Origin of the sequence: Streptomyces sp. NBC_00846 (genome assembly GCF_045207325.1) — a bacterium.
In the GTDB taxonomy this organism is placed as follows: Bacteria; Actinomycetota; Actinomycetes; order Streptomycetales; family Streptomycetaceae; genus Streptomyces.
Genome location: NZ_CP108846.1, coordinates 1,718,477 through 1,741,282, shown reverse-complemented (window position 1 = coordinate 1,741,282; position 22,806 = coordinate 1,718,477). Strand labels below are relative to the sequence as shown.

General features: G+C 71.3%; 20 protein-coding genes. 11 read left to right on the top strand and 9 right to left on the bottom strand.

Annotation, left to right across the window (positions count from 1 at the left end; genetic code table 11):
* The first annotated feature begins 81 nt into the window (after positions 1–81).
* The 6 genes from OG936_RS08045 to OG936_RS08020 all read left to right on the top strand — a co-directional run bounded on the left by OG936_RS08045 (position 82) and on the right by OG936_RS08020 (position 6,489).
* Complete coding sequence (locus OG936_RS08045; RefSeq protein WP_406493512.1) at positions 82–1,338, top strand: NAD(P)/FAD-dependent oxidoreductase; 1,257 nt, start codon at positions 82–84, stop codon at positions 1,336–1,338.
* Between the two features lie 116 nt (positions 1,339–1,454).
* Positions 1,455–3,203: a peptide-N4-asparagine amidase gene (locus OG936_RS08040; RefSeq protein WP_406493510.1), complete on the top strand. Its 1,749-nt coding sequence runs from the start codon at positions 1,455–1,457 to the stop codon at positions 3,201–3,203.
* Between the two features lie 43 nt (positions 3,204–3,246).
* Positions 3,247–3,612, top strand: coding sequence for an Rv2175c family DNA-binding protein (locus OG936_RS08035; RefSeq protein WP_362204522.1), 366 nt, complete (start codon positions 3,247–3,249; stop codon positions 3,610–3,612).
* Positions 3,613–3,715: 103 nt separating this feature from the next.
* Positions 3,716–4,369, top strand: coding sequence for a thiamine phosphate synthase (thiE, locus tag OG936_RS08030; protein ID WP_383750257.1), 654 nt, complete (start codon positions 3,716–3,718; stop codon positions 4,367–4,369).
* Positions 4,370–4,552: 183 nt separating this feature from the next.
* The gene (gene metF, locus OG936_RS08025) at positions 4,553–5,470 is read left to right on the top strand and encodes a methylenetetrahydrofolate reductase [NAD(P)H] (protein ID WP_406493508.1); all 918 of its coding nucleotides are present in this window, start codon (positions 4,553–4,555) and stop codon (positions 5,468–5,470) included.
* Between the two features lie 50 nt (positions 5,471–5,520).
* Positions 5,521–6,489 (top strand): hypothetical protein, encoded by a 969-nt coding sequence (locus OG936_RS08020; protein ID WP_406493507.1) that lies wholly within the window; start codon positions 5,521–5,523, stop codon positions 6,487–6,489.
* Positions 6,490–6,555: 66 nt separating this feature from the next.
* Here the strand turns inward: OG936_RS08020 and OG936_RS08015 are convergent, their stop codons facing one another.
* From OG936_RS08015 to OG936_RS07995, 5 genes are all read right to left on the bottom strand, one after another.
* Positions 6,556–8,073, bottom strand: coding sequence for a phytoene desaturase family protein (locus tag OG936_RS08015; RefSeq protein WP_406493505.1), 1,518 nt, complete (start codon positions 8,071–8,073; stop codon positions 6,556–6,558).
* 30 nt (positions 8,074–8,103) lie between these two features.
* Positions 8,104–8,721, bottom strand: coding sequence for a DUF4126 domain-containing protein (locus tag OG936_RS08010; protein ID WP_383750247.1), 618 nt, complete (start codon positions 8,719–8,721; stop codon positions 8,104–8,106).
* 488 nt (positions 8,722–9,209) lie between these two features.
* A complete protein-coding gene (locus tag OG936_RS08005) occupies positions 9,210–9,821 on the bottom strand; it encodes a TetR/AcrR family transcriptional regulator (RefSeq protein WP_406493503.1) in 612 nt (203 codons plus the stop codon).
* Positions 9,822–9,850: 29 nt separating this feature from the next.
* Complete coding sequence (locus OG936_RS08000; RefSeq protein WP_406493501.1) at positions 9,851–11,938, bottom strand: YhgE/Pip family protein; 2,088 nt, start codon at positions 11,936–11,938, stop codon at positions 9,851–9,853.
* On the bottom strand, positions 11,910–12,698 hold the full coding sequence (locus OG936_RS07995; protein ID WP_406493499.1) for an ATP-binding cassette domain-containing protein: 789 nt from the start codon (positions 12,696–12,698) through the stop codon (positions 11,910–11,912). The genes OG936_RS08000 and OG936_RS07995 overlap by 29 nt, the downstream gene beginning before the upstream one ends.
* Before the next feature lie 167 nt (positions 12,699–12,865).
* On the opposite strand from OG936_RS07995, the gene OG936_RS07990 reads away from it, so the two are divergent.
* The 3 genes from OG936_RS07990 (at position 12,866) to OG936_RS07980 (ending at position 14,967) form a co-directional block, all read left to right on the top strand.
* Positions 12,866–13,393: an SAV_6107 family HEPN domain-containing protein gene (locus OG936_RS07990; RefSeq protein ID WP_406493498.1), complete on the top strand. Its 528-nt coding sequence runs from the start codon at positions 12,866–12,868 to the stop codon at positions 13,391–13,393.
* A 102-nt stretch (positions 13,394–13,495) separates the two neighbouring features.
* Positions 13,496–14,254 carry a class I SAM-dependent methyltransferase gene (locus tag OG936_RS07985; protein ID WP_406493496.1) on the top strand — a complete coding sequence of 253 codons (759 nt, stop codon included), beginning with the start codon at positions 13,496–13,498 and terminating at the stop codon, positions 14,252–14,254.
* 320 nt (positions 14,255–14,574) lie between these two features.
* Positions 14,575–14,967 (top strand): DUF3040 domain-containing protein, encoded by a 393-nt coding sequence (locus tag OG936_RS07980; protein ID WP_406493494.1) that lies wholly within the window; start codon positions 14,575–14,577, stop codon positions 14,965–14,967.
* Positions 14,968–15,122: 155 nt separating this feature from the next.
* On the opposite strand, the gene OG936_RS07975 is transcribed toward OG936_RS07980, so the two are convergent.
* From OG936_RS07975 to OG936_RS07960, 4 genes are all read right to left on the bottom strand, one after another.
* Positions 15,123–17,549 (bottom strand): DUF3488 and DUF4129 domain-containing transglutaminase family protein, encoded by a 2,427-nt coding sequence (locus OG936_RS07975; protein ID WP_406493492.1) that lies wholly within the window; start codon positions 17,547–17,549, stop codon positions 15,123–15,125.
* Positions 17,546–18,940, bottom strand: a complete 1,395-nt coding sequence (locus tag OG936_RS07970; RefSeq protein ID WP_406493491.1) for a DUF58 domain-containing protein — start codon at positions 18,938–18,940, stop codon at positions 17,546–17,548. Before OG936_RS07970 ends, OG936_RS07975 begins: the two co-directional genes overlap by 4 nt.
* The gene (locus tag OG936_RS07965; protein WP_383750226.1) at positions 18,940–19,995 is read right to left on the bottom strand and encodes an AAA family ATPase; all 1,056 of its coding nucleotides are present in this window, start codon (positions 19,993–19,995) and stop codon (positions 18,940–18,942) included. The genes OG936_RS07970 and OG936_RS07965 overlap by 1 nt, the downstream gene beginning before the upstream one ends.
* A gap of 252 nt (positions 19,996–20,247) precedes the next feature.
* The gene (locus OG936_RS07960) at positions 20,248–20,817 is read right to left on the bottom strand and encodes a beta-class carbonic anhydrase (protein WP_406493489.1); all 570 of its coding nucleotides are present in this window, start codon (positions 20,815–20,817) and stop codon (positions 20,248–20,250) included.
* Positions 20,818–21,197: 380 nt separating this feature from the next.
* On the opposite strand from OG936_RS07960, the gene rsmH reads away from it, so the two are divergent.
* Both rsmH and OG936_RS07950 read left to right on the top strand, forming a co-directional pair.
* Positions 21,198–22,163, top strand: a complete 966-nt coding sequence (gene rsmH, locus OG936_RS07955; protein ID WP_406493487.1) for a 16S rRNA (cytosine(1402)-N(4))-methyltransferase RsmH — start codon at positions 21,198–21,200, stop codon at positions 22,161–22,163.
* 49 nt (positions 22,164–22,212) lie between these two features.
* Complete coding sequence (locus tag OG936_RS07950) at positions 22,213–22,806, top strand: septum formation initiator (protein WP_406493485.1); 594 nt, start codon at positions 22,213–22,215, stop codon at positions 22,804–22,806.

The window sequence follows — 22,806 nt, the reverse complement described above, 5'->3', positions numbered from 1 at the left end:
AGTCGCAGGAGGGTGGCGGGACGAGCACGGTGGAAGAGATCCCACTTTCCTGACGAGGTGTCAGATGCTTAAGGTGTACGGGTGAGCGAGCAGCAGCAGTCAGAGCAGCCGGACCGGCAGGCAGGGCGCCGCGTCGTCATCGTCGGCGCGGGCATGGCCGGTGTGCAGACGGCGGTGGCCCTGCGGGAACAGGGCTTCACCGGCTCCGTCGCCCTGATCGGCGCCGAACCGCACCAGCCCTACGACCGGCCCCCGCTGTCCAAGGCGGTGCTGCTCGGCAAGGCCGAGGACTCCGCCTTCGACGTCGATTTCGATGCGCTGGACATCGATCTGCAACTGGGACGCGAAGTCACCGGCGTGCGCCCCGGCGCGCATGAGCTGGACACCCCGTCGGGACCCGTGCCCTACGACGTGCTGGTGATCGCAACCGGCGCCGAACCGGTCGTCCTGCCCGGCGCCGAGGGGGTGCCCGGCGTCCATCTGCTGCGCACCCTCGACGACGCGGCGCGGCTGCGTCCCGTCCTCGACGAGCGGCACGGCGTCGTGGTCGTCGGCGCGGGCTGGATCGGCGCCGAGTTCGCCACCGCGGCCCGCGCCGCGGGCTGCGAGGTCACCGTCGTCGAGGCCGCCGACCGGCCCCTCGCGGGCGCGATGCCCGCCGAGGTCGCCGCCCCGATGGCCGCCTGGTACGCCGAGAGCGGCGCCGAACTCCTCACCGGAGCCCGGGTCGCCCGCATCGAACCGGGCCGGGTGATCCTCGCGGACGGCCGCACGATCCCGGCCGGAGCGGTCGTCGTCGGAATCGGCGCACGGCCCGCCACCGACTGGCTGGCCGGCTCCGGCATCGCGCTCGGCCCCGACGGATCGGTGACCGCCGACGGGGCGCTGCGCACCTCGCAGCCCGATGTGTACGCGGTTGGTGACTGCGCCTCGTTCCCCTCCGCCCGGTACGGCGAACGCCTTCTCGTCCACCACTGGGACAACGCCCTCCAGGGCCCGCGGACCGCCGCCGCCAACATCATCGCCGCCGCTGCCGACGGTGAACCCGCGCCTCTGACGTACGACCCCGTGCCGTACTTCTGGTCCGAGCAGTTCGACCGGTTCGTGCAGTACGCGGGCCACCACGGGAGCGCCGACACCCTGCTGTGGCGCGGCGATCCCGCCGGCCCCGCCTGGTCGGTGTGCTGGCTGCGCGACGGCGTCCTGGTCGCGGTCCTCGCCGTCGGCCGGCCACGCGATCTGGCGCAGGGGCGCAAGCTCATCGAGGCGGGGGTGCGGCTCGATCCGGCACGGGCCGCCGACCCCTCCGTACCGCTGAAGTCGGCGACTCGTCAGTAGGCGTACGGGCTAAGGACGTTGATGTCCGCTATGTGGACAACCTCTTGGGGGAGGTCAGAAGTTAGTGCACTGTGCATCTTTTCGAGTGCTCATTTCATACTCTTCGAAGGATGCGCATGTTTCGACACAGATGGGCCCGCGCGCTGCGCGGAATCTCCATGGCCTCGGCGTCGATTGCCCTCGTCGGAGGCGCACTCGCCGCCCCGGCGTACGCGGGCGCCACTCCCAAGCCCGGTTCCAACCCGGCTGTCGACTACCAGGATCCGATCGACGCGCTGCCGCCGGTCTCCCGCCCGGACACCAAGAGCTGCTCGGTGACGGCCGTCGACCACGACTTCGGCTACACCCTCGGCGGGCCGCCGTACACCACCACGCTCACCCCGCCCGAGAAGTGCAAGGGTCCGTGGAACAAGGTCGTCCTCGACTGGTCGGGCAGCGTGAAGGGGCGTCAGTACGACCGCCTCGCCGCGGTCTTCATCGGTGGCGCGGAGGTCTTCCGCACCAGCACCGCCGAGCCCGACGACGACGGCATCAGCTGGCACGTCGCCAAGGACATCACCGACTTCGCGCCGCTCCTCAAGGACCCGCAGAAGCTCCAGCTCGAACTGGGCAATGTCGTCAACGACACGTACACCGGCGTGTACAGGATCAACCTGAAGATCACGTACTACCAGGCCGACAAGCGTCACCCGGCCGCCGGCACGGCCGACCGCATCGTCCCGCTCGGTGACACCGACTCCGACAGCGCCCCCTGGATGAACGTCGGCAAGGGCGGCTCCACCCGCACCGAGGTCACCTTCCCGCGTAACCTGACCAAGGCGCGCCTGGAGGTCTACGCACGCGGGAGCGGCTGCGACGAGCAGTGGTTCGACGCGGTCCCCAGCGACCTGGCGGAAACCGCCCCCGACTACCTCTGCGGCGGCGGCCCCTACCGTGAGGTGCAGGTCGCGGTCGACGGACAGCCCGCCGGCCTCGCCCAGCCGTACCCCGTGGTGTACTCCGGCGGCATCGTGCCGACCCTGTGGCGCCCGATCCCGGCCGTCGACCAGTTCAAGACCGAGGCGTACGACATCGACCTCACCCCCTTCGCGGGTCTGCTGGCCGACGGCAAGCCGCACGCCATCAGCATCACCCCGTACGGCGCGGCCGACGGCTGGAACGTCGACGGTTCGCTCTTCCTCGACACGGATGCGCACGCGTCCCGCACGAGCGGCAAGGTGACCGCCAACACGCTCAGCCACGCCCCGGTCGTGAAGACCGTCCAGACCCCGCGCAAGGACGGCTCCACGGACGTCTCCGTGTCGACCGGCCGCTCCTGGAAGATCTCGGGCTATGTCGAGACCTCGAAGGGCCGGGTCACCACCACCGTCGAGCAGGAGTTCGCGTACACCAACACGGACAACGTCTCCCGCACGGGCAGCCACCAGGTGATGCACCAGCGTGACCACGGTTCCACCACGGTGACGACCCAGCTCCACGGGCGCACGGACGCGCAGCGGAACACCTGGTCCTACCCCATCGACGTGGACATGGACATCCCGCTGTACGGCGATTACAACAACTACGACATGCGGGCCGCCGTCACCCAGCGCCGGGTGCTCGTCGACACGTCCCGCAAGGGCTCCGCACACGCGTGGCACACGGACGCGGTCACGGACGACACCGTGGACTCGACCGGCAGCATCGCCCGCACGAACGGTGTCGTCCAGTCCGCCGACGGAGCCTCGACCGAGACCTACCGGGGCACCACGGACACCGGAGCCTGCTACTCGCGCTCCCTGACGACCGCGCACGGCTGGGTCACCCGCGACCAGCAGAGCCACTGCCGCGTCGCGGACGTGGTCCGCGACGCCCTGAAGGGCTGAGTCCGGGTATCGGCTGTCAGTCCGGGATGGCAGGCTTGTCCCCGTGACCGAGATTGACGCAAAGATCGATGCTCTCGTCCCCGCCTGGCTCCACCTCCCCGACATCGCCGAAATGCTCGGTGTCGAGGTGACGCGCGTACGGCAGCTGGTCAAGGAGGGCCAGCTCATTGCCGTACGACGTGGTGAGAACCGGGCGCTCCAGGTGCCTGCCGCCTTCATCGACGGCGACAAGGTGGTCAAGGGCCTCTCCGGCACCCTGACGCTCCTGAGGGACGACGGCTACACCGACGAAGAGATGCTGGAATGGCTCTTCACCCCCGACCCGACCCTGCCGGGCACCCCTGCCCAGGCACTGAGCGAGAATCGCGGCACGGAGGTGAAGCGTCGCGCCCAGGCGCTGGCCGTCTGACCGCAGGCCGTATGTGAGGGGCGGGCCGCGCAGCAGTGCGCGGCCCGCACCCCCGCGCCGTACCGACAACCGTTCCGCAACGCTCTCCAGGGGGAACCGCGCCATGTCCACGCCTCGCGCGCTGCTGTCCGATGCCCGGCTGTATCTGTGCACGGACGCCCGCAGGCGCCAAGGTGACCTCCCCGCCTTCCTCGACGCCGTCCTCTCCAGTGGGGTGGACATCGTCCAGCTGCGCGACAAGGGGATGGAAGCCGCCGAGGAGCTCGAACACCTGGCGGTCTTCGCCGAAGCCTGCAGGCGCCACGGCAGGCTCCTCGCGGTGAACGACCGGGCCGATGTCGCCCACGCCATCGGCTCCGACGTGCTGCACCTCGGCCAGGGCGACCTGCCGGTCCCCGCCGCCCGCGCCGTCATCGCTGAGGACGTGGTGATCGGCCGCTCCACCCACGCCGAGTCCGAGGTCGACGCGGCCGTGGCCGAGCCCGGGGTGGACTACTTCTGCACCGGACCGTGCTGGCCCACCCCGACCAAGCCCGGTCGGCACGCTCCGGGCCTCGACCTCGTGCGGTACGCCGCCTCGCTCGGCACCCGACGCCCGTGGTTCGCCATCGGCGGGATCGACGCGGGCAATCTCGACGAGGTGCTGGATGCCGGAGCGCGCCGGGTGGTCGTCGTACGGGCGATCACCGAGGCCACCGACCCGGCCGCCGCCACCGCCGGGCTGGCCGAGCGAATCCGGGCGCGCGCAGGGACGTGATCCGACCGGGCGCCCGAAGCCGGGCGCCCGAAGCCGGGCGCCCGAAGCCGGGCGCCCGAAGCCGGGCGCCCGATGCCTGCTGTCCGAAGCCGGTTGTCCGAAGGATGGACAAACATTGGGTCAATTCGGACAATTGCTGCTGGTCTGGTCCGGGGGTCGTCGTGCTCTGGTTAACCTGCCGGTATGGCCCTTGGCACACCATCTACCAGGACGGATCACGCACACACGGTGCGTGAGCTCCTCGCGACCGGCAAGACTTCGTATTCGTTCGAGTTCTGGGCGCCCAAGACCGAGAAGGGCGAGCGGAACGTCTGGAATGCGCTGCGCCGCGTCGAGGCGGTGAGGCCGAGCTTCGTCTCCGTGACGTACGGAGCGGGTGGTTCCACCCGGGCGGGTACGGTCAGGGTCGCCGAGCAGATCGCCGCCGATTCCACCCTCACTCCGGTCGCGCACCTCACGGCGGTCAACCACTCCGTCGCCGAGCTGCGCAACATGATCGGGCAGTACGCCGACGCCGGAATCCGCAACATCCTCGCCGTGCGCGGAGACCCGCCCGGTGACCCGATGGGCGAGTGGGTCAAGCACCCGCAGGGCGTGCGGTACGCCGCCGATCTCGTCCGGCTCATCAAGGAATCCGGAGATTTCTGTGTCGGCGTCGCGGCATTTCCCGAGATGCACCCGCGCTCGACCGACTGGGACACCGACATCCGGAATTTCGTGGACAAGTGCCGCGCCGGTGCCGACTATGCGATCACGCAGATGTTCTTCAATCCGGAGGACTATTTGCGGATGCGTGACCGGGTGGTCGCTGCGGGTTGCGAAACCCCGATCATCCCCGAGGTCATGCCGCTGACCAGCGTCAAGCAGTTGGAACGGTTTGCGCAGCTCAGCAACGCGTCTTTTCCTTCCTCCCTGAAAGAACGCATCCTCGCCGCCAAGGACGATCCCGCCGCTGTACGCTCCATTGGTATCGACTTCGCAACGCAGTTCTGCGCGAGGCTGCGGTCCGAGGGTGTGCCCGGACTGCACTTCATCACGCTCAACAACTCGACGGCGACGCTCGAAATCTACGAGAATCTCGGACTGCACAAGCAGTCGTGACCGGCCGTACCCGCCACGACCCGGGGCGGTGGCCGTAGGAGGGGGCGGGCATGGGCTGGACGGTCCTCTATATCGCGTTCGGAATCGTCGCGCTGTGGCTGCTCGGTGAGGTGCTCCTGCAGTACAAGGCACGCCTTCGCTGGCGACTGCTCGCCTTCGCGGGCTTCGGCTGCGTGGTCGTCGGCGTGCTGATGCCGTCCGTGTTCGTCATCGTCGTCGGCGCCATCGCGTTCGCGACCGGTCAGACGTACGTCACGCTGTCCTTCCGGCGCGGCTTCTCCACCGGCTGGGCGATAGGGGGCAGCCCCGGTGAGAGCCGTCGCCGCCGGGGTGGCGGCGACCGGGACGGCCGCGAGCCCACGCTCGAAGTGTCGGACCTGGAGCTGGAGCACGGCGAGCGGGTCCCGGCGCAGGCGGACGCCGCGGCGGCATCGTCCGCGGCACCGGGGACTCCGGAGCAGCGGACCGCGGTCTACGAGCCGGAGCCGCTGCCCGACGACACCGGGCAGTACGGCATCTACGGCGATCACCAGCGGCCGCAGCAGGGCCAGGGCAGGCAGGCGGAACAGCAGCCGCAGTACGCCGCGTACGACCCCTACGCCGGCCACTCCACGCACGCCGCGCCGGGCCAGGACCCGTATGCGGGCCAGGATTCCTTCCCCGGCCAGGACTCCTTCGCCGGGCACGGGCAGTACGACTACGGCACCGGTCAGCAGCAGTACGCCGCGTACTCCGACCCGTACATCGGGACCGGCACCACCGGCGGTTCCACGCAGTACGCCGCGTACGACAGCTATGGCGACGGCTATGACAGCTACGGCGGCCAGCAGCAGTACACCGCGGACCCGTACGCCCAGCAGTACGCCCCCGAGACCCCGCCCGGCGGTGTCTGGGTGCCGCAGCAGCGCGAGGGCGAGCAGTACCCGCCCACGCCTCCGGAGCAGCCCGCGCAGCCGGCCCCGTACCCGAACGGCTACGGCAACGGCAACGGCTACGACGAACAGCAGTACCGCTACTGATGACGGGCCCGGGAGCCGGGGCAGACAGCTTCTACTGACGACGGGCCCGGCCGGCGGCTTCCGGGATCACTGCGAGCCCCGGAACCCGTCCCCCTCCACGATCAGCCCGGCGACCAGCGCCCCCGACATCCCCGCATGGGCGAGCCCGCCGCCCGGGTGCGACCAACCGCCCGCGGCGTAGAGCCCCGGCAGCCGGGTGCGATTGCCCGGATGCAGATACGCGCCCTGCGCTCCGGCCAGCGCGGGCGCGGGCACCGAACCGCCCTCTGCGCCGGTGTCGTCCGCCGTCTCGGCCGGGGTCCGCACCTCGGCGTGGAGCAGCCGCTCCCGCAGGCCGGGCACGGCCGCGCCGGCCGCCTCGATCAGCGCATCGGCACACCACTCGCGCAACACCTGGTCCGTCCAGTCGACCGCACCGTGCGGGGCGACCGTCGCCATCAGTGTCACCGCCTCGTGGGCGTCGTCGGGGCGGGTCGACGGGTCGTCCGGGCGCAGCACCGTCACCGTGGGACGGTCGGCGAGCCGGCCGCCGAACACCGCCGTGCGCTCCGCCGCGCCGTCCGCCGGGTGGATCAGGGTCCGGTGCACGGCGTCCCCCGGCCGGGCGCCGCGCAGCGACAGCAGGACCAGGAACCGGCCCGGCACCACCCCGTGCCCCGGCCGCGGCTGAACCGCCACATCGCCGTCCCGCCACAGCTCCTGACCGGGCACCAGGCCCGGATGCGGACGGGCGCCCAGCACCACATGGGCGGCCTCGGCGACCGTCCCGTCCACGAGCTCGACGCCTGCCGCCCGGCCGTCCTTCTCCACGACCCGGGCCACCTCGCCGCCGAAGACGAACTCCACCTTCCGGGCCAGGCACCGCTCGTACACCGCCCGCGCCAGGGCCCGGATCCCGCCGGAGACGTACCAACTGCCGAAGGTCTCCTCCATGTACGGCAGCAGGGCGGCGGCTGCCGGGGCGCGCAGCGGGTCGAGCCCGTACGACAGGGCGTACCCGTCGAGAAGCGCGGCCAGCCGGGGGTCCGGCAGCTCCCACGCGCCGATCTCCGCCACCGTGTCCGCCCGACTGGCCGGGCGCAGCAGGCGGCGCCGCCGGAGCGCCGGATACGGATCCCGGCCGAGCACCTGCCAGTCGGAGCGCAACGGCTCCTCCAGGAGCGGACGCCGGGACCGGTCCCAGGCGTCGCGCGCCCGGTCGAGGAACTCGCCCCAGGCCGCGCCCGCGCCGCCCCCGAGCGCGGTGTCCAGGGCGGCGACGACCCCGGCCCGTGACGCATTCGGCAGCGAGACCGCCGTGCCGTCCGCGAAGACGTGGCGGCTCGCCGGATCGACCTGGGTCATCGTGACGCACCGCTCCAGCGGCTCCTTGCCCGTCTTCACGAACAAGTCACGGTAGACCGCGGGCAGATGCAGCAGCGTGGGACCGGTGTCGAAGGCGAAGCCGTCATGGGCGTACCGGCCGACCGAGCCGCCGAAGGTGTCCGACCGCTCGTACACCGTCACCCGGTGGCCTGCCACGGCGAGCCGGGCGGCCGCCGCCATCGCGCCCATCCCGGCGCCGATCACCGCAATACGTGCCATGTCAGTGACCTTAACGGCCACCTCCGACACTCAGCCCGGCGGCCAGTGCGAACCGGCTCCCACCAGGCGTTTCTCCGCGCGGCGCTGCGCCCTGCGGCGCAGGAACCGGCGGATCCGGGAGGCCAGGAAGACCAGCACCACCATGCCGAGCAGCAGCAGGGTCCCGGCGATGGACGCGGCCACCAGCGGATGGAATATCGCGAAGGTGACGATTCCCGCGACGCCCAGGTCCTCGGCCGTGCTCATCGCGATATTGCTGAACGGCTCGGGGGAGGTGTTGACCGCCATCCGGGTGCCCGCCTTCACCAGATGACTCATCAGAGCGGTGGAACCGCCGACGGCCCCGGCCGCGAGCTCCGGCAGCGAACCGCTCCCGCCGGCCAGCAGCGCCGCCACGACGGCCCCGGCGACCGGCCTGATGACGGTGTGCGCCGAGTCCCAGACCGAGTCCACGTACGGGATCTTGTCCGCCACCACCTCGCAGAGGAAGAGCACGCCGGCCACGACGAGGACATCGGTGCGCTGCAGCGACGCGGGCACCTCGTCGCTGAGACCGGTCGCGCCGAAGACACCGAGCAACAGGACCACCGCATAGGCGTTGATCCCGCTCGCCCAGCCGCTTGTGAACACCAGGGGGAGTACGGACACGGACGCGATCGTAACCAGATGGAGCAGGTCCCGGGGTGGGGATCGGTGCGCAGCCCTGAGTATCCGTACCTAGGCGATGAGATGAGTAGATGCGCGGATGGGTTCCGACCTGCGCGGACGGGAGAGTGGAGCCCACGGGGAGAGGCGCGGCACCGGCACCGCCGACACGGGGCGGCGGAGCGGGTGCGGCAACTCTTTCCGGAATGGGGGAGTACGGCGGAGAGCCCGGGGACCACGGGGGAAACGGGGGTCACGGGGGAAGGCTCTCCGACAGCACAGGAGACGCCGGTCCGGCGCAGGCTCGGGGGGATCGAGCCTCACCGGACCGGCGTCTTCGCGTGTCCGTACGTCGGGCCGTTCCGGCTCAGGGGCAGTCCGGCAGCGTGGCTCGGCCGACGCCGCCGGGCTCAGCCGACGCCGCCTGCCGAGGTCAGCCCCTGCCACCGGGTCGGCCGACGCCGTCCGCCGGGTCGGCCCACGCCGCCCGGTCAGCGCCCGCTGACCCGGCCGTGCAGCAGGAGCGAGAGCGCCGAGTGCACATCGTCGATCGATCGCTCCGGCTGGAACGCCTGCCAGTCCAGCGCGGCCACGAGCACCATGCCGACCAGGGCCGCGGCCGTCAGCTGGACGTCGATCTCCTCGCTGAGCTCGCCGTTCTTCACCCCCTCGCGCAACACCCCCTCGACCACGGCGACGGCCTCCTGACGAACCACCAGGAGGGTCGACTGCCACGCCCGGTTGGTGCGCCACAGCTCCGCCACGTACAGCTGGGTGAAGGCCGGGTAGCGGTCGATGAAGACCAGACCGGCCCTGATCATCGCGTCCAGGGCCTCGACCCGGGTGCCGCCGTGTTCCTCGGTGTCCTCGGCCGCGGAGCGCAGCGATGCCGTGAGCAGCCCGACGCCGTGGCGCAGCAACTCCTCGAAGAGTTCGGTCTTGCTCTTGAAGTTGTAGTAGACCGTGCCCTTGGCGACTCCGGCGCGCTCGGCGATCTCGTCCACCGTGGTCGCCGAGAAGCCCTTCTCGGCGATGAGTGTCACGGCCGACTCGTAGAGCTTCTGCCGGGTAGCCTGGCGGCGCGTGGTGCTACTGCTTTCCATGCACCTGATTCTCACAGGTCCGGGCGCGCTCACAGGCTCAGCTCCGGATGCAGCCGCTCCAGGGTCCACACCTGCTTGCGGCGCGCGGCGACCGCGGTCAGGGCGAGCGCCCCCGCCGTGAACGCCAGCAGCACCGCACTCCCCTGCCAGACCGGGCCGAGGCCGCCGCCCGTGATCAGCCGGCGCAGACCCTCGACGATGTAACTCATCGGCAGGTAGGGGTGGATCGCGTTGAAGAACCCGGGGCTGGTCTGTACGGGATACGTGCCCCCGGCCGAGGTCAGCTGGAGCATCAGCACCGCCAGCACGAGGATGCGGCCCGAGGCCCCGAACCGGGCGTTGAGCCACTGCACGATCGCTGCGAAGCAGCAGGTCGTCAGCGCGAGGAAGCCGATCGTCCCGGCGGCGCGGGCCATCTGCAGCCCGAGCCCCCAGTGCAGTACGGACATCAGGGCGGCCACCTGGAGCAGTCCGATCGCGGCGACCGGCAGCCAGCCCGCGAAGGCGATCCGCCAGGCGGAGGCCCCGGCGGCGAGTGCGCGCCGGTTGAGCGGCTGGATCAGCATGTACGCCACCATCGCGCCGACCCAGAGGGAGAGCGGGATGAAGTATGGGGCGAAGCCGGTGCCGTAGTTGGGGGCCGCGTGCAGCGACTCGGAGGCCAGCCGCACCGGGTCGGCCATGACCTCCGTACGCGCGTCGCGGTCCTTCTCGTCGTAGTCGGGGATCTGGCCGACACCGTCGTTGAGTCCCTCGGCGAGGGCCGCCGAGCCGTCGCCGAGCCGGATCAGCCCGCCGTCCAGGTCGGTCGCGCCCTTCTTGAGATTGCTCACGCCCGTGTCCAGGTTCGCGGAGCCCGTCCTGGCCGTGGCCAGGCCGGTGTGCAGTTCGTTCGCTCCCTTGGCGACCTTGTGGGCGCCGGTGTTCAGCGCGTTGACCTTCTCCACGGCGGACTTCAGGTCCTCGTCCAGGTGCGGCGCGTTCTTGGCCAGGTCATCGGCCTGCCGTTGCAGCGTGGTCAGCCGGTCGCGCAGCTTTTTCAGATCCCCGTTCTGGCTGGTGACCAGCATGTTCACATCGTCGGCGACCTTCGCGACATCGGCCGCAGCGGTCTCCGCGCGCTTCAGCGGCGGGCAGACGGTGGGGTCGGCGGGCGGCTGCTCCGTGCAACGGGTGCGGTAGACCTCGGTCAGCTCGTCGGAGGCCGTGTGGGCGGTGGTGGCCGCGGTGGGCGTCGTCTTCACCATCAGGTCGAGGTTGTCCCGCACGGTCTGCGAGGAGTCGGCGACCAGCCGTGCGGTGTCGCCGATGGACGTGCCGTTGTCCTTCAGGAACGGGCGGACGTCGGCCGCCACCCCGTTGACCTTGTCGGCGAGCAGCTGGGTGCCGTCGGCGACCTGCCGGGAGCCGGATTCGAGGTCACCCGCGCCCTTGTTCAGCTTGACGATCCCACCGGCCAGACTGCTGCTGCCGTCCTTGGCGTCCTTCAGCCCGTCCGCGAGATCCTGCGACCCCTTCTTCGCCTTGCCGATACCGCCCTTGAGGTCGTCGGCACCCTTGGCCGCCTCCGCGGTGGCGTCATGGAGGTCGGAGAAGTTGATGAAGATCCGGTCGAGGTAGCCGCGTGAGGCGTTGGTCGACGCGGCGGTGCGCACCTCGGAGAACACCGAACGGGAGATCTGCCCGACGATGTAGTTGTTCGCGTCGTTGGTCCGCACCTGGAGCGCGCCGGTCTCGGGGGAGTCGCCCGAACTGGACGCGATCCGCTGGCTGAAGTCCGAGGGCATGGTGAGCGAGAGGTAGTACGTACCGTCCTCGACGCCCTTGTGCGCCTCGGCGGAACTCACCTCGTGCCACTCGAAGGTCTTGGAGTCGAGCAGCTCGCCGGTGATCTCGTCGCCTGCCGTGATCCGCTTCCCGGCGGCGGTGGCGCCCTTGTCGTTGTTGACCAGGGCCACCGGGATCTTGTCGAGGCGGCCGTACGGGTCCCAGAAGGAGCACAGGTACAGGGCGCCGTAGAGCAGCGGCAGCAACAGGAGCGCGATCAGCGCGGCGACCGGCAGCTTTCCCCTGCCGAAACGCTTCAGCTCAAGCGCGGCCAGTCTCGGCGAACGCATCGGCCGGTCCCTCCTCGGTCGTGGTCTCCTCGGCCGCGGCATCCCGCGTGTCCGCCGGTGCGGCCGTGGTGTCGGTACGTACGGTGATGGCGCCCTCGGGCGCCTGGCTGCACACGGCGAGCACGGTCGTGCCGCTGTCGGCGACGGAGCGCAGCAGCTCCCAGGCCTCGGCGCGTTCGGCGTCGGAGAGCTTGAGATCGGCGTCGTCCACCGCGAGCAGCCGCGGCCGGCCGAGCAGCGCGAGGGCGATGGCCAGCCGCAGCGCATCCAGCCGTTCCAGATCCCGCACGGAGGTCCGCTCGGCCTTGGGCAGGGTGGCGAGGTCGAGTCCGGCGGCATCCAGCGCGGCGTCGATCCGTCCCCGCGCGGCGGCGACGCGCTCGGCGCGCGGACGCGGCAGAGCGCGCAGCGACCCGCCGAAGCGGCGCTGCAGCAGAGCCCGCTCGCGCAGGTGCTCCGCGACGGTGAAGGCCGGGTCGAGCTCGCTGACCCCGGGCACCGGGCCCAGTGCGCTGATGCGGCGTACGGCGGCCATCTTGCGCGGCAGACGCAGTCCGCCGATCTCCGCCAGGCCCTCGGTGGGGCGCATCCGGCCGGTGAGCGCGAGCAGCAGGCAGGTCCGGCCGGAGCCGGAGGGGCCCTCGATCGCCACCAGTGAGCCGGGCCCGGCCTCGATGCCCACGCCCCGGAAGGCCCAGCCGCGCGGTCCCCTGAGCCCGAGATCCTCGGCGGTGACGGCTGCCCCGTGCGGGCTGTCCACAGACTCTCCCTCGTTTTGAACTGACTGGTCAGTGCAAAAATCTAGTCCGAACTCGCGATCGAAGCAAAGGCGCAGGTCAGGGTGGAGGTGGGGTCGATTGTCAGTGGCGCCCGCCACGATGGATACATACGGCCACGGAGCCGTTACACGAGACAGGAGGTTTCGTCATGGCCCACTCGTCCGCAGCAGCCGCACCCCGGCGCCGCGCAGACGGCCCTGCCCCCTCACTGACCGGCCCGGCAAGCGATGTCCATCCCGTTCTGCGCCGCACCACGGCGCCGCCCGCCGCCCTCGATCTGCTCGCCCAGGCCCGCACCGGCCTCGACGAGGCCGCCGTTCTCGATGTGCCGAACGAGCGGTATGCCACCGCCCACCTGGCCGCACTGCGCACCGCCGCCGCCGTGCTCGCCGCCCGGGCCCGCCCCGAGATCTCCAGGCGGCGCCGGGAGCGGATCCGCAGCGCCTGGGAGGTCCTCCCGGAAATAGCCCCCGAGCTGACCGAATGGAGTGCGCTGTTCGCCTCCGGCGCCCGCCGCAGGGCCCGCGCGGAAGCCGGTATACCGGGTGCGGCCAGCCGGCGGGACGCCGACGACCTGCTGCGTGACGCGGAGATGTTCCTGCGCCTGGTCGAGCGGTTGCTGGTGCTTCAGCCGGTGCTCCCACAGGCCCGGAAGGAGCGGCCCGACGCGGGATGACGGAGACGGTGGCGCGAGGCAATAGGGTGGACAGCACGTGTACCACCTGCACTGTTCACGCTCCGCCGTCAGTGGCGGCACCGTGTCGAGGAGTCATCTGCCGTGTCGGACCAGCTGCGCCCCCGCGCCTCCCTCCGTACCGCTGTGGTCTGGGAGGTCCTGAAGGACGCCCTCGACCACCGGGTCAAGGCGACCGGCCGGGACGCCCTGGATGTCCTGGACACCGGCGGCGGCACCGGCAACTTCGCGGTGCCCGTGGCCCGTCTCGGTCACCGGGTCACCGTCGTCGACCCCAGCCCCAACGCGCTCTTCGCCCTGGAGCGCCGCGCCGCCGAGGCCGGGGTCGCCGACCGGGTCAGCGGCGTCCAGGGCGACATCCACGGCCTGTTCGAGGTGGTCGAGCGCGGTGGTTACGACGCGGTGCTGTGCCACGGAGTCCTGGAGTACGTGGACGACCCCGCCGAGGGTGTGCGCAACGCGGTCGAGGCGCTCCGTCCGGCCGGTGCGCTCAGCCTGCTCGCCGCCGGGCTCGGCGGTGCCGTCCTGGCCCGGGCGCTCGCCGGTCATTTCACCGAGGCCCGGCAGGCGCTCGGCGACCCGGCGGGCCGCTGGGGCGAGGGGGACCCGGTACCCCGGCGCTACACCGCGGAGCAACTCACCGAGCTGGTCTCCGCGGCGGACGTCGAGGTCGGCGCGGTCCACGGCGTACGGGTCTTCGCCGACCTCGTACCGGGCGTCCTGGTGGACACCGAGCCCGGCGCCATGGAGGCCCTGCTCAAGCTGGAGGCGGCCGCGGCAGAACTGCCCGCCTTCCACTCGGTCGCGACGCAGCTGCACATACTGGGCACGAAGCGCGCCTGAGGCGTTCTGGGTGCGAAGCGCGGCCGTGCGTGGCCGGGTGCCGGTGGTAGCGCGGGTGTAGCGCGGCTGATCAGGGACGCAGCCGCAGATGGAGTACGCCCCGGGACCCCCGATCGGGGGCTTCGCCCCGTATGATCGGGGGACACCATCCGGCATGACGGATCGGAGGTTGGGGAATCAACGCCTCAGCAGCTGAGCCGTCGTGGCGGCCCGGACTGGCTGATTGGCAAAGAGGGCGGGTTTCACGGGGGCGAATCCCTGCCTATCCTGGAAGGGCCGCATACCGGCCGCCCCCCGCGGCCGACGACGAGGAGGACTCCGTGCCGCTCTCGGAGCACGAGCAGCGAATGCTCGAGCAAATGGAGCGAGCGCTGTACGCCGAAGATCCCAAGTTCGCGACAGCGCTCGAGGGAAGCGGGCTGCGTACGTACACCCGGCGACGGGTCTACCAGGCGGTCGCAGGCTTCCTGGTGGGTATCGCGCTCCTCATGGCCGGAATGGTCGCCCAGCAGATCTGGATCAGCGTGGTGGGGTTCCTCGTCATGCTCGGCTGTGCGGTCCTTGCGGTCACTGGTTGGCGCAAGGCGCCCAAACCGGGCGAACGGCCGGCAGCCGGAGGCGGCGGTGACAGCCGTCGGCCCAGGCAGCGCCGGACCGTGATGAACCGGATCGAGCAGCGGTGGCAGCGCCGCCGTGACGAGCAGGGCCAATAGGCCCCCGGACAGTCTTCGGGTGAGGGGCGGCCGCGTTTACACGGCCGCCCCTCACGCGTGCCCGGGCCGGACCGCCCGGACGACCGCGCCGTAGCCGGAGCGCACCATGCTTGCGGGCATCCCGCTCAGGTCTGGCCCGCTCACGTCCCGCCCGCTCACCCCTGCTGGCGGGACGGTCGCCGCAGCCACCCCGTCCACCGGTCCCGGCCCCACCGCGCCGCCCACGTGCCGGTGAACGCGGCCCAGCGGTCCGACGCCGCCCAGATCACCCGAACGGCCGAGCGCGGTGCCACGATCGCGCGGGCCCTGGCGAACCGGCCGGACGACGCCCGCAGACCCACCCGTACCGCCTCCACGTCCTCGGCGAGCCCGGTACCAGACCGGGGTTCCGGGGCGTAGAGCACCTGCTCCACCGCCCCCGCCACCCGGTGGACAGCGGCGGCCCCGTCGGGTTCGAGTTGCCCCAGCCGCACCACCCTGGCCGCCGTCGTGCGGGGGGTCCGGGAATCGTCCGGCTCGATGCCGTGATCCCACGCCGTGTCGATGATCTCCCGCCAGGCCGCCAGCGTTCTCGCCGTCGCGTCCGCCGGTGTACGCCCCGCGGAGAATCTCAGCCTGTGCTTGCGGGCCCGAAATCGCCAGAGCATCGGCAGCAACGGCAGCACCAGGATCACCAACGCGCCCAGCACCACGCCGAGGACGGTGCCCGTGGGCGTCCCGGAATCTGTCGGGGCCACCACTCCCGGCGCCGCCGAGCTGCCGCACTCGCCCTGTTTGCGCAGCTGGACCGGGCAGCTTTCCACGACGGACGGTGCGACCGTCGGAGCGGCCGAGGCGCCCTTCTCCGGCCGGGCCGGGTCGGACGTGCCGCCCGACGGGGCGTCCGGCTGGGTGTAGGACGGGGCGGTGCCCCGCGTCGGGGTCGGCTCGAAACGGGTCCACCCGACACCCTCGAAGTACAGCTCCGGCCAGGCATGCGCATCGCGCAGTCCCACCGACATCGAACCGTTCGACTGAGTGGTGCCGGGAGTGAAGCCCACCGCGACCCGGGCGGGAATGCCCAGCGTGCGCGCCATCGCGGCCATCGTGAACGAGAAGTGGACGCAGAAGCCCCGCTTCTCCTTCAGGAACCGGCCGATCGCCGCGTTCCCGGTGCCCGAGTTCACCGAGGTGTCGTAACTGAAGCCACCGTCCGAGGCGAAGAAGTCCTGCAGCTTCACCGCCCGCTCGTAATCGTTGCTGGCGCCCTTCGTCACCCGGTCCGCGGTCTGCCCGACCACCTTCGGCAGGGAGTCGGGCAGACGGGTGTACTCGCGCTGCAGAGCGACCGGCGCGGGACCCGCCACGGCCAGCTGATCGGCGGTCGGCTGGACCACCAGACTGGAGACCTGGTATTGCGCACCGCCGGTCGTCTCCCCGCCGTCACCGACGAGGGTCCGTCCCATCGGCTCGTACCGCCAGCGTCCGCCGATCCTGACCTCGGTCGCGGGGTAGGGGAGCGGCAGATAGGTCTGCTGGTAGGAGCTCGACGCGGAGATGTTAGTGATGATCTCCGTGGACATGACGTCCGGCCCGAGACCTTCCGGGGCCGGGAGCCGCTTCGGCACACCCTCCAGGCGGCGCGTGGAGGGCCGCCACTCGTTCCCGGTGAACTGGTCCAGGGCCAGGATCCGCAGGTAGAAGCCCTGCAGGTCGGTGGAATTGGTGCGGTAGGACATCACCTCCCGGTTCTCCGGCTGGTTCAGGTTGTTCTGCAGCGAGACCAGCGGGTTCACCGCCGAGATGGTGCCCCCGGCGCTGCTGCCCTTGCCGTCCCCGCCCCCCGTACCGGCCAGCAGGCCGCTGTCGAGCGCGGGCAGTGCCGCCGGTACGAACAGCGAAATTCCCAGCGCCAGCGCGCCGATGCGGCGGCCGGTGCGGACCGGTGCCGTCGGACGGTCGGCGGAGAACGCCGCACCGGCCTTCGCACCGCCCCGGGATCCGGCCGCGCCGCTGAAGACCCGCCCCCACTGGGAGAGCCGGTCCCGGCCCTCGGCCAGCAGAAGCAGCAGATAGCCGCCGGCCGCGAGCAGGAACCAGAGCCAGGCCGCTCCGCCCTCGGACAGCCCCGCGGCGACCGAGTACAGCGCGAGGAGCGGCAGACCGGCCGGGGCCGCGCTGCGGAACGTCACAGCGAGGGCGTCCACGATCAGGCCGACCAGCAGGACACCGCCGATCAGCATCAGCCGAATGCCGTCCGTCGCGGGCGCCGGAGCGGCGTACCTTACAACATCGTCGGCACCCGACATCAGCAGATCAGCGAGCCGCTGGATGGCCTCCGGGCCCGGCAGGACCCCGACCAGAGCCTGCCCCCTGGCGAAGACGACCGTCAGCAGGACGAGAGTGACCAGCGCCTGCGCCACGACGACCAGTAGCCGGGGCATCGGCGCCCGGCGGGCGAGCATGCCCATCCCGCTCTGGACCGCCAGCAGGAACGCGGCCTGCAGGATCCACCCGGCCGGCTCGACCAGCGGCAGCATCGAGCCCGCCGCCATGAGCGTCGCCGCGAAGGCGCACAGCGTCAGCCGACCGCGACCACTCATGACCATCCCCCGGAGAAACCTGTCGTGCCACCTGTGGTGCCGCCGACGGCAGCCGACCGCGTTGTTCCACCCGGGTGTCCCGCCGCCTGCTGCCAATAACGGGCGAGACCGGTCCCGGGCGCCACGGCCACCGCCGTCCAGCCCGATTCGCGCAGCAGCCGAAGCCGCCGCTCGAACGCCGCGTCCGCCCCTGCGGACGGGACGTCGTCAAGTCCCCAGGCAGTGCTGTCCAGTACGAACGCGACGGCGCCGCCACTGCGCTGCCGCATCCGGGCCGCCACCGCCGCCTGCTCCTCGTCCAGATCGCCGAAGAACGCGATCAGCAGCCCCTCGTTGCCGCCACGCAGTACGTCGTACGCGCGCGACAGACCGCCCCCCTCGGAGTGGTCGACCACCGCCAGGGTGTCCATCATCAGCCCTGCGGAGTCGGCGGACTCCTGCGTCGATCCGGCGAAGCCGCCCTCACCCTCGCCCGGCACCGCGTTCCCGTCGTCGGTCAGCAGCCGGACCGTGAAGCCGCGCTCCAGCATGTGCACCAGCGTGGACGCGGCCCCCGACACCGCCCACTCGAAGGCGGAGTCGGGCCCCGACCCCTGATAGGCGATCCGCCGGGTGTCCAGCAGCACCGTGCATCTGGCCCGCTGCGGCTGCTCCTCGCGGCGCACCATCAACTCGCCGTACCGCGCGGTGGAGCGCCAGTGGACCCGGCGCAGATCGTCGCCGTGCCGGTAACCGCGCGGAATCACGTCGTCGTCACCGGCCAGCGCCAGCGAACGCTGCCGCCCCTCGCCGTACCCCGAGGCCTCGCCCGCCAGCCGTACGGGCGGCAGCGGCTCGGTCCGCGGAATGACGACGAGGGTGTCGTACGCGCTGAACGAACGCGTCAGCTCACACATCCCGAACGGATCGCTCAGCCGCAACTGCAGCGGCCCCAGCGGATAACGCCCGCGCAAATCCGACCGCACCCGGTAGGACACCTCGCGACGCCCCCCCGCCTCCACCCGGTCCAGCACGAACCGGGGCCGCGGCCCGAGCACGTAAGGCACCCGGTCCTGCAGCATCAGCAGCCCGGTCGGCAGCCGGGACACGTTCTCCATCCGCAGATGAACCCGTGCCTCCGTGCCCGAGGACACCCGGGAGGGCGAGAGCCGCCGGGTGCCCGTGACCCGGTAACGGGTGCGGACGAGCACCACCACACAGACCAGTGGCAGCGCGGCGAGCAGCAGCCCGACCCGCAGCAGATCCGCCTGTCCCAGCACATAGGCGCAGACCGCCGCGGCGACACCGGCCGCGAGGAAGGACCGCCCACGCGTGGTCAGTCCGCTCAGAGCGGCCCGCAGCGCGCCCTTGCCGTCGCCGTCGTCCAACGAGGCCGGCCCCCCGGGGCTCATCACACCTGCCGTACGCCGGGCTGCTGCCGGCCGTACACCGGACGGCCCGGCTGATGCTGGGGCTGTACCCGCGGGACGCCGCCGCCGTCACCGGCCGTCGGCACCGGTGTCTGCTGGAGGATCTCCAGCACGACCTGCTCGGCCGTACGGCGGTTCAGCTGGGCCTGGGCCGTCGGCAGCAGCCGGTGCGCGAGCACCGGCACCGCCAGCGCCTGCACGTCGTCCGGCAGGCAGTAGTCCCGGCCGCTCAGTGCCGCGGAGGCCTTCGCCGCGCGCAGCAGGTGCAGGGTGGCCCGCGGCGAGGCGCCGAGTCTGAGATCGGGATGGCCACGGGTGGCCCCGACGAGCTCCACCGCGTACCGCCGCACGGCATCGGCCACATGGACCGTCCGTACCGCGTCGATCAGCTTCACGATGTCGTGGGCGTGCGCCACCGGCTGGAGATCGTCGAGCGGCGAGATCCCGCCGTGCACATCGAGCATCCGCAGCTCGGCCTCCGCGTTCGGATAGCCGATCGACACCCGCGCCATGAACCGGTCCCGCTGGGCCTCGGGCAGCGGATAGGTGCCCTCCATCTCCACCGGGTTCTGGGTGGCCACCACCATGAACGGGTCGGGCAGCTCGTACGTGTGCCCGTCGATGGTGACCTGGCGCTCCTCCATCGACTCCAGCAGCGCCGACTGGGTCTTCGGCGAGGCCCGGTTGATCTCGTCGCCGATCACGATCTGGGCGAAGATCGCGCCCGGCTTGAACTCGAAGTCGCGCCGCTGCTGGTCGAAGATGGACACACCGGTGATGTCCGAGGGCAGTAGGTCCGGCGTGAACTGAATACGCCGCACCGAGCAGTCGATCGACCGCGCCAGCGTTTTGGCCAGCATTGTCTTGCCGACGCCGGGGACATCCTCGATGAGGAGATGCCCCTCCGCCAGCAGCACGGTCAGCGAAAGCCGTACGACCTCGGGCTTGCCCTCGATCACGCTCTCCACCGACCTGCGCACCCGCTCCGCAGTCGTGGTCAGATCTGTGAGGCTCGCTCGATCGTCATAGGTCGTCACCCGGCCCTCCTCGGCCCTGCCCCACGCTCACCAGGAGCAGGGGATTCCCCAGTCACGGACCGACGCGCGCGCAGCGGCCCGGCCCACCCCGAAACACGGACACTCCGCCGGAAGCGAAACGTCCGGCGAGATGCCACATGCGCATTCTTGTTGCCGTTACCGCTTCGTGTCACTCGCCTGTGGATAAGTCGCGGTGATATGTCGAGTTCGGTGGGTATATCGGCTCCCGATGGGCGCCGTCCGGGTCGGCGGTCAGGACGCGGAGGCGGGAAAGATCTCGCGCAGCAAGCCGCTGGTCACATCGAAGACGAAGCCGCGGACGTCATCGGTGTGCAGCAGGAACGGCGAGGTGCGCACGCGCTGCATCGACTGCCGTACGTCCTGGTCCGCGTCCTTGTACGCCTCGACGGCCCAGACCGGACGCTGGCCGACCTCGACCTCCAGCTCCTGGCGGAATTCCTCCGTGATCGATTCCAGGCCGCAGTTCGTGTGATGAATGAGTATGACGCTGCGGGTGCCCAGGGCCCGCTGGCTGATGGTCAGCGAACGGATCACGTCATCGGTGACCACACCGCCCGCGTTACGGATGGTGTGGCAGTCGCCGAGCGACAGGCCGAGAGCGTCGTGCAGGTCGAGCCGGGCGTCCATGCAGGCGACCACGGCGACGCGGAGCACCGGCTTGGCGTCCATGCCCGGGTCCTCGAATCCGGCGGCGTACCGGGTATTCGCCTCGACGAGGCGGTCGGTGACCGTGCCCCCGGTGCGGGCCCGGTCGGCAGAGGGCGCGGAAGGCCCGGCGGGGGAGTGTGCGGAAGTCGACATGGTTATGACGTTAGCTCTCGGCGGTGGTCGCGTCGCGCTGTGAGAAGGGACAAAGAACGTCATCGATGCTTGTTGTGAGGTAACCCACAAGCCTCACGCCTTGTTCATTCGGCCGGGCGCACAGGGGGGCGGGGCGACGCGCTGCCCCGTTGATTGATCGGGAATCCATCGAATGGCAGGGTGGACTAAAGTGACGGGAAGTTACCGACACCCTGCACATTCCGTAGATTTCCCCCGTGTGCGGCGTACGTACGGTCCGGCCCTCTCCCGCTCGCCGGTCGGCCGACGCCTCTTCTCCGGCGCCGGCCGCCCTCCCCTTCTGAGCGGGCGGGGACCAGGCCGTACGTGCCACAGCATGGGACCTGAGCCTGAGAGGGCGCATGAGCCAGACCCGACACGTCCCGGTGATGCTCCAGCGGTGCCTGGACCTGTTGGCCCCGGCTCTGGAGGCGCCGGGCCCACAGCAGCCCGTGGTCGTCGACTGCACCCTGGGCCTCGGTGGACACAGCGAGGCGCTGCTCTCCGCCTTCCCCTCCGTGCGGCTCATCGCGCTGGACCGCGACAAGGAGGCGCTGCGGCTCTCCGGCGAGCGGCTCGCCCCGTACGGCGACCGGGCCACCCTGGTGCACGCGGTCTACGACGAACTGCCCGAGGTGCTCGCCCGGCTCGGCATCCCGAAGGTGCAGGGCATCCTCTTCGACCTCGGCGTCTCCTCCATGCAACTGGACGAGGCCGAGCGCGGATTCGCGTACGCCCAGGACGCCCCCCTCGACATGCGCATGGACCAGACGGCCGGTATCAGCGCGGCCGAGGTGCTCAACACCTATCCGCCGGGCGAACTGGTACGGATCCTGCGGGCGTACGGCGAGGAGAAGCAGGCCAAGCGGATCGTCTCCGCGATCGTGCGCGAGCGCGAGAAGGAGCCGTTCAGCAACAGCGCCCGGCTTGTCGAGCTGATCCGCGACTCGCTGCCGCAGGCCGCCAAGCGCACCGGCGGCAACCCCGCCAAGCGCACGTTCCAGGCGCTGCGCATCGAGGTCAACGGTGAGCTCGCCGTCCTGGAACGGGCGATTCCGGCCGCCGTGCAGAGCCTCGCGGTCGGCGGCCGTATCGCCGTCCTCTCGTACCACTCGCTGGAGGACCGGCTGGTCAAGCAGGTCTTCGCAGCAGGCGCAGCGACCACGGCGCCGCCCGGACTGCCGGTCGTTCCCGAGCGCTATCAGCCCCGGCTGAAGCTGCTGACCCGCGGCGCGGAGCTGCCCACGGAGGAAGAGGTCGCCGAGAACCGGCGTGCCGCTCCCGCCCGGCTGCGCGCCGCCCAGCGGATCCGCGAGGAGGAACGATGAGCGTCGGGTCTCCGGGAACGCGGACACCGGCGACGCCCGGGGCGGCGCGGTGAGCAAAGCGGCCGGGCAGTTGAAGGGGCGGGCGGCGCGGCTTGCCCGGCTGATGCCCGCCGGGCCCAGCAATGCGGCCCGTACCCCCTTCGTCCTGCTGGTCGTGCTGCTCCTCGGTGGCGGCCTGATCACGCTCCTCATGCTCAACTCGGCCCTCAACGAAGGATCGTTCAGGCTGAGCGAGCTGAAGAAGCGGACCACCGAGCTCACCGACGAGCAGCAGGCCCTCCAGCGTGACGTCGACAGCTACTCCGAGCCGGACGCCCTGGAGCGGCGCGCCCGCGAACTGGGCATGGTGCCCGGGGGCAGCCCCGCCTTCCTGGACCTGGACGGCAAGGTCCGCGGCGTCCCCGCACAGTCCATCGCCGAGCCGGCCCCCGCGCCGCCGCCGCGGAAGCCCGGCACCCCCGAGAAGCCCCCCGCGACCGTCCCGTCCACCGGCGCCCCGGCGCCGGCAACCGGCTCGCCCTCGAACTTGCCCTCTCCCTCGGCCACCCCTTCGGGCGCCGCCGTGAAGCCCAGCACCTCCGCGGTCCCGCATGCCGGGCCGCGTACCCCGGCAGTCCAGCCTCCGACGAGCCCCGGCAGGTGA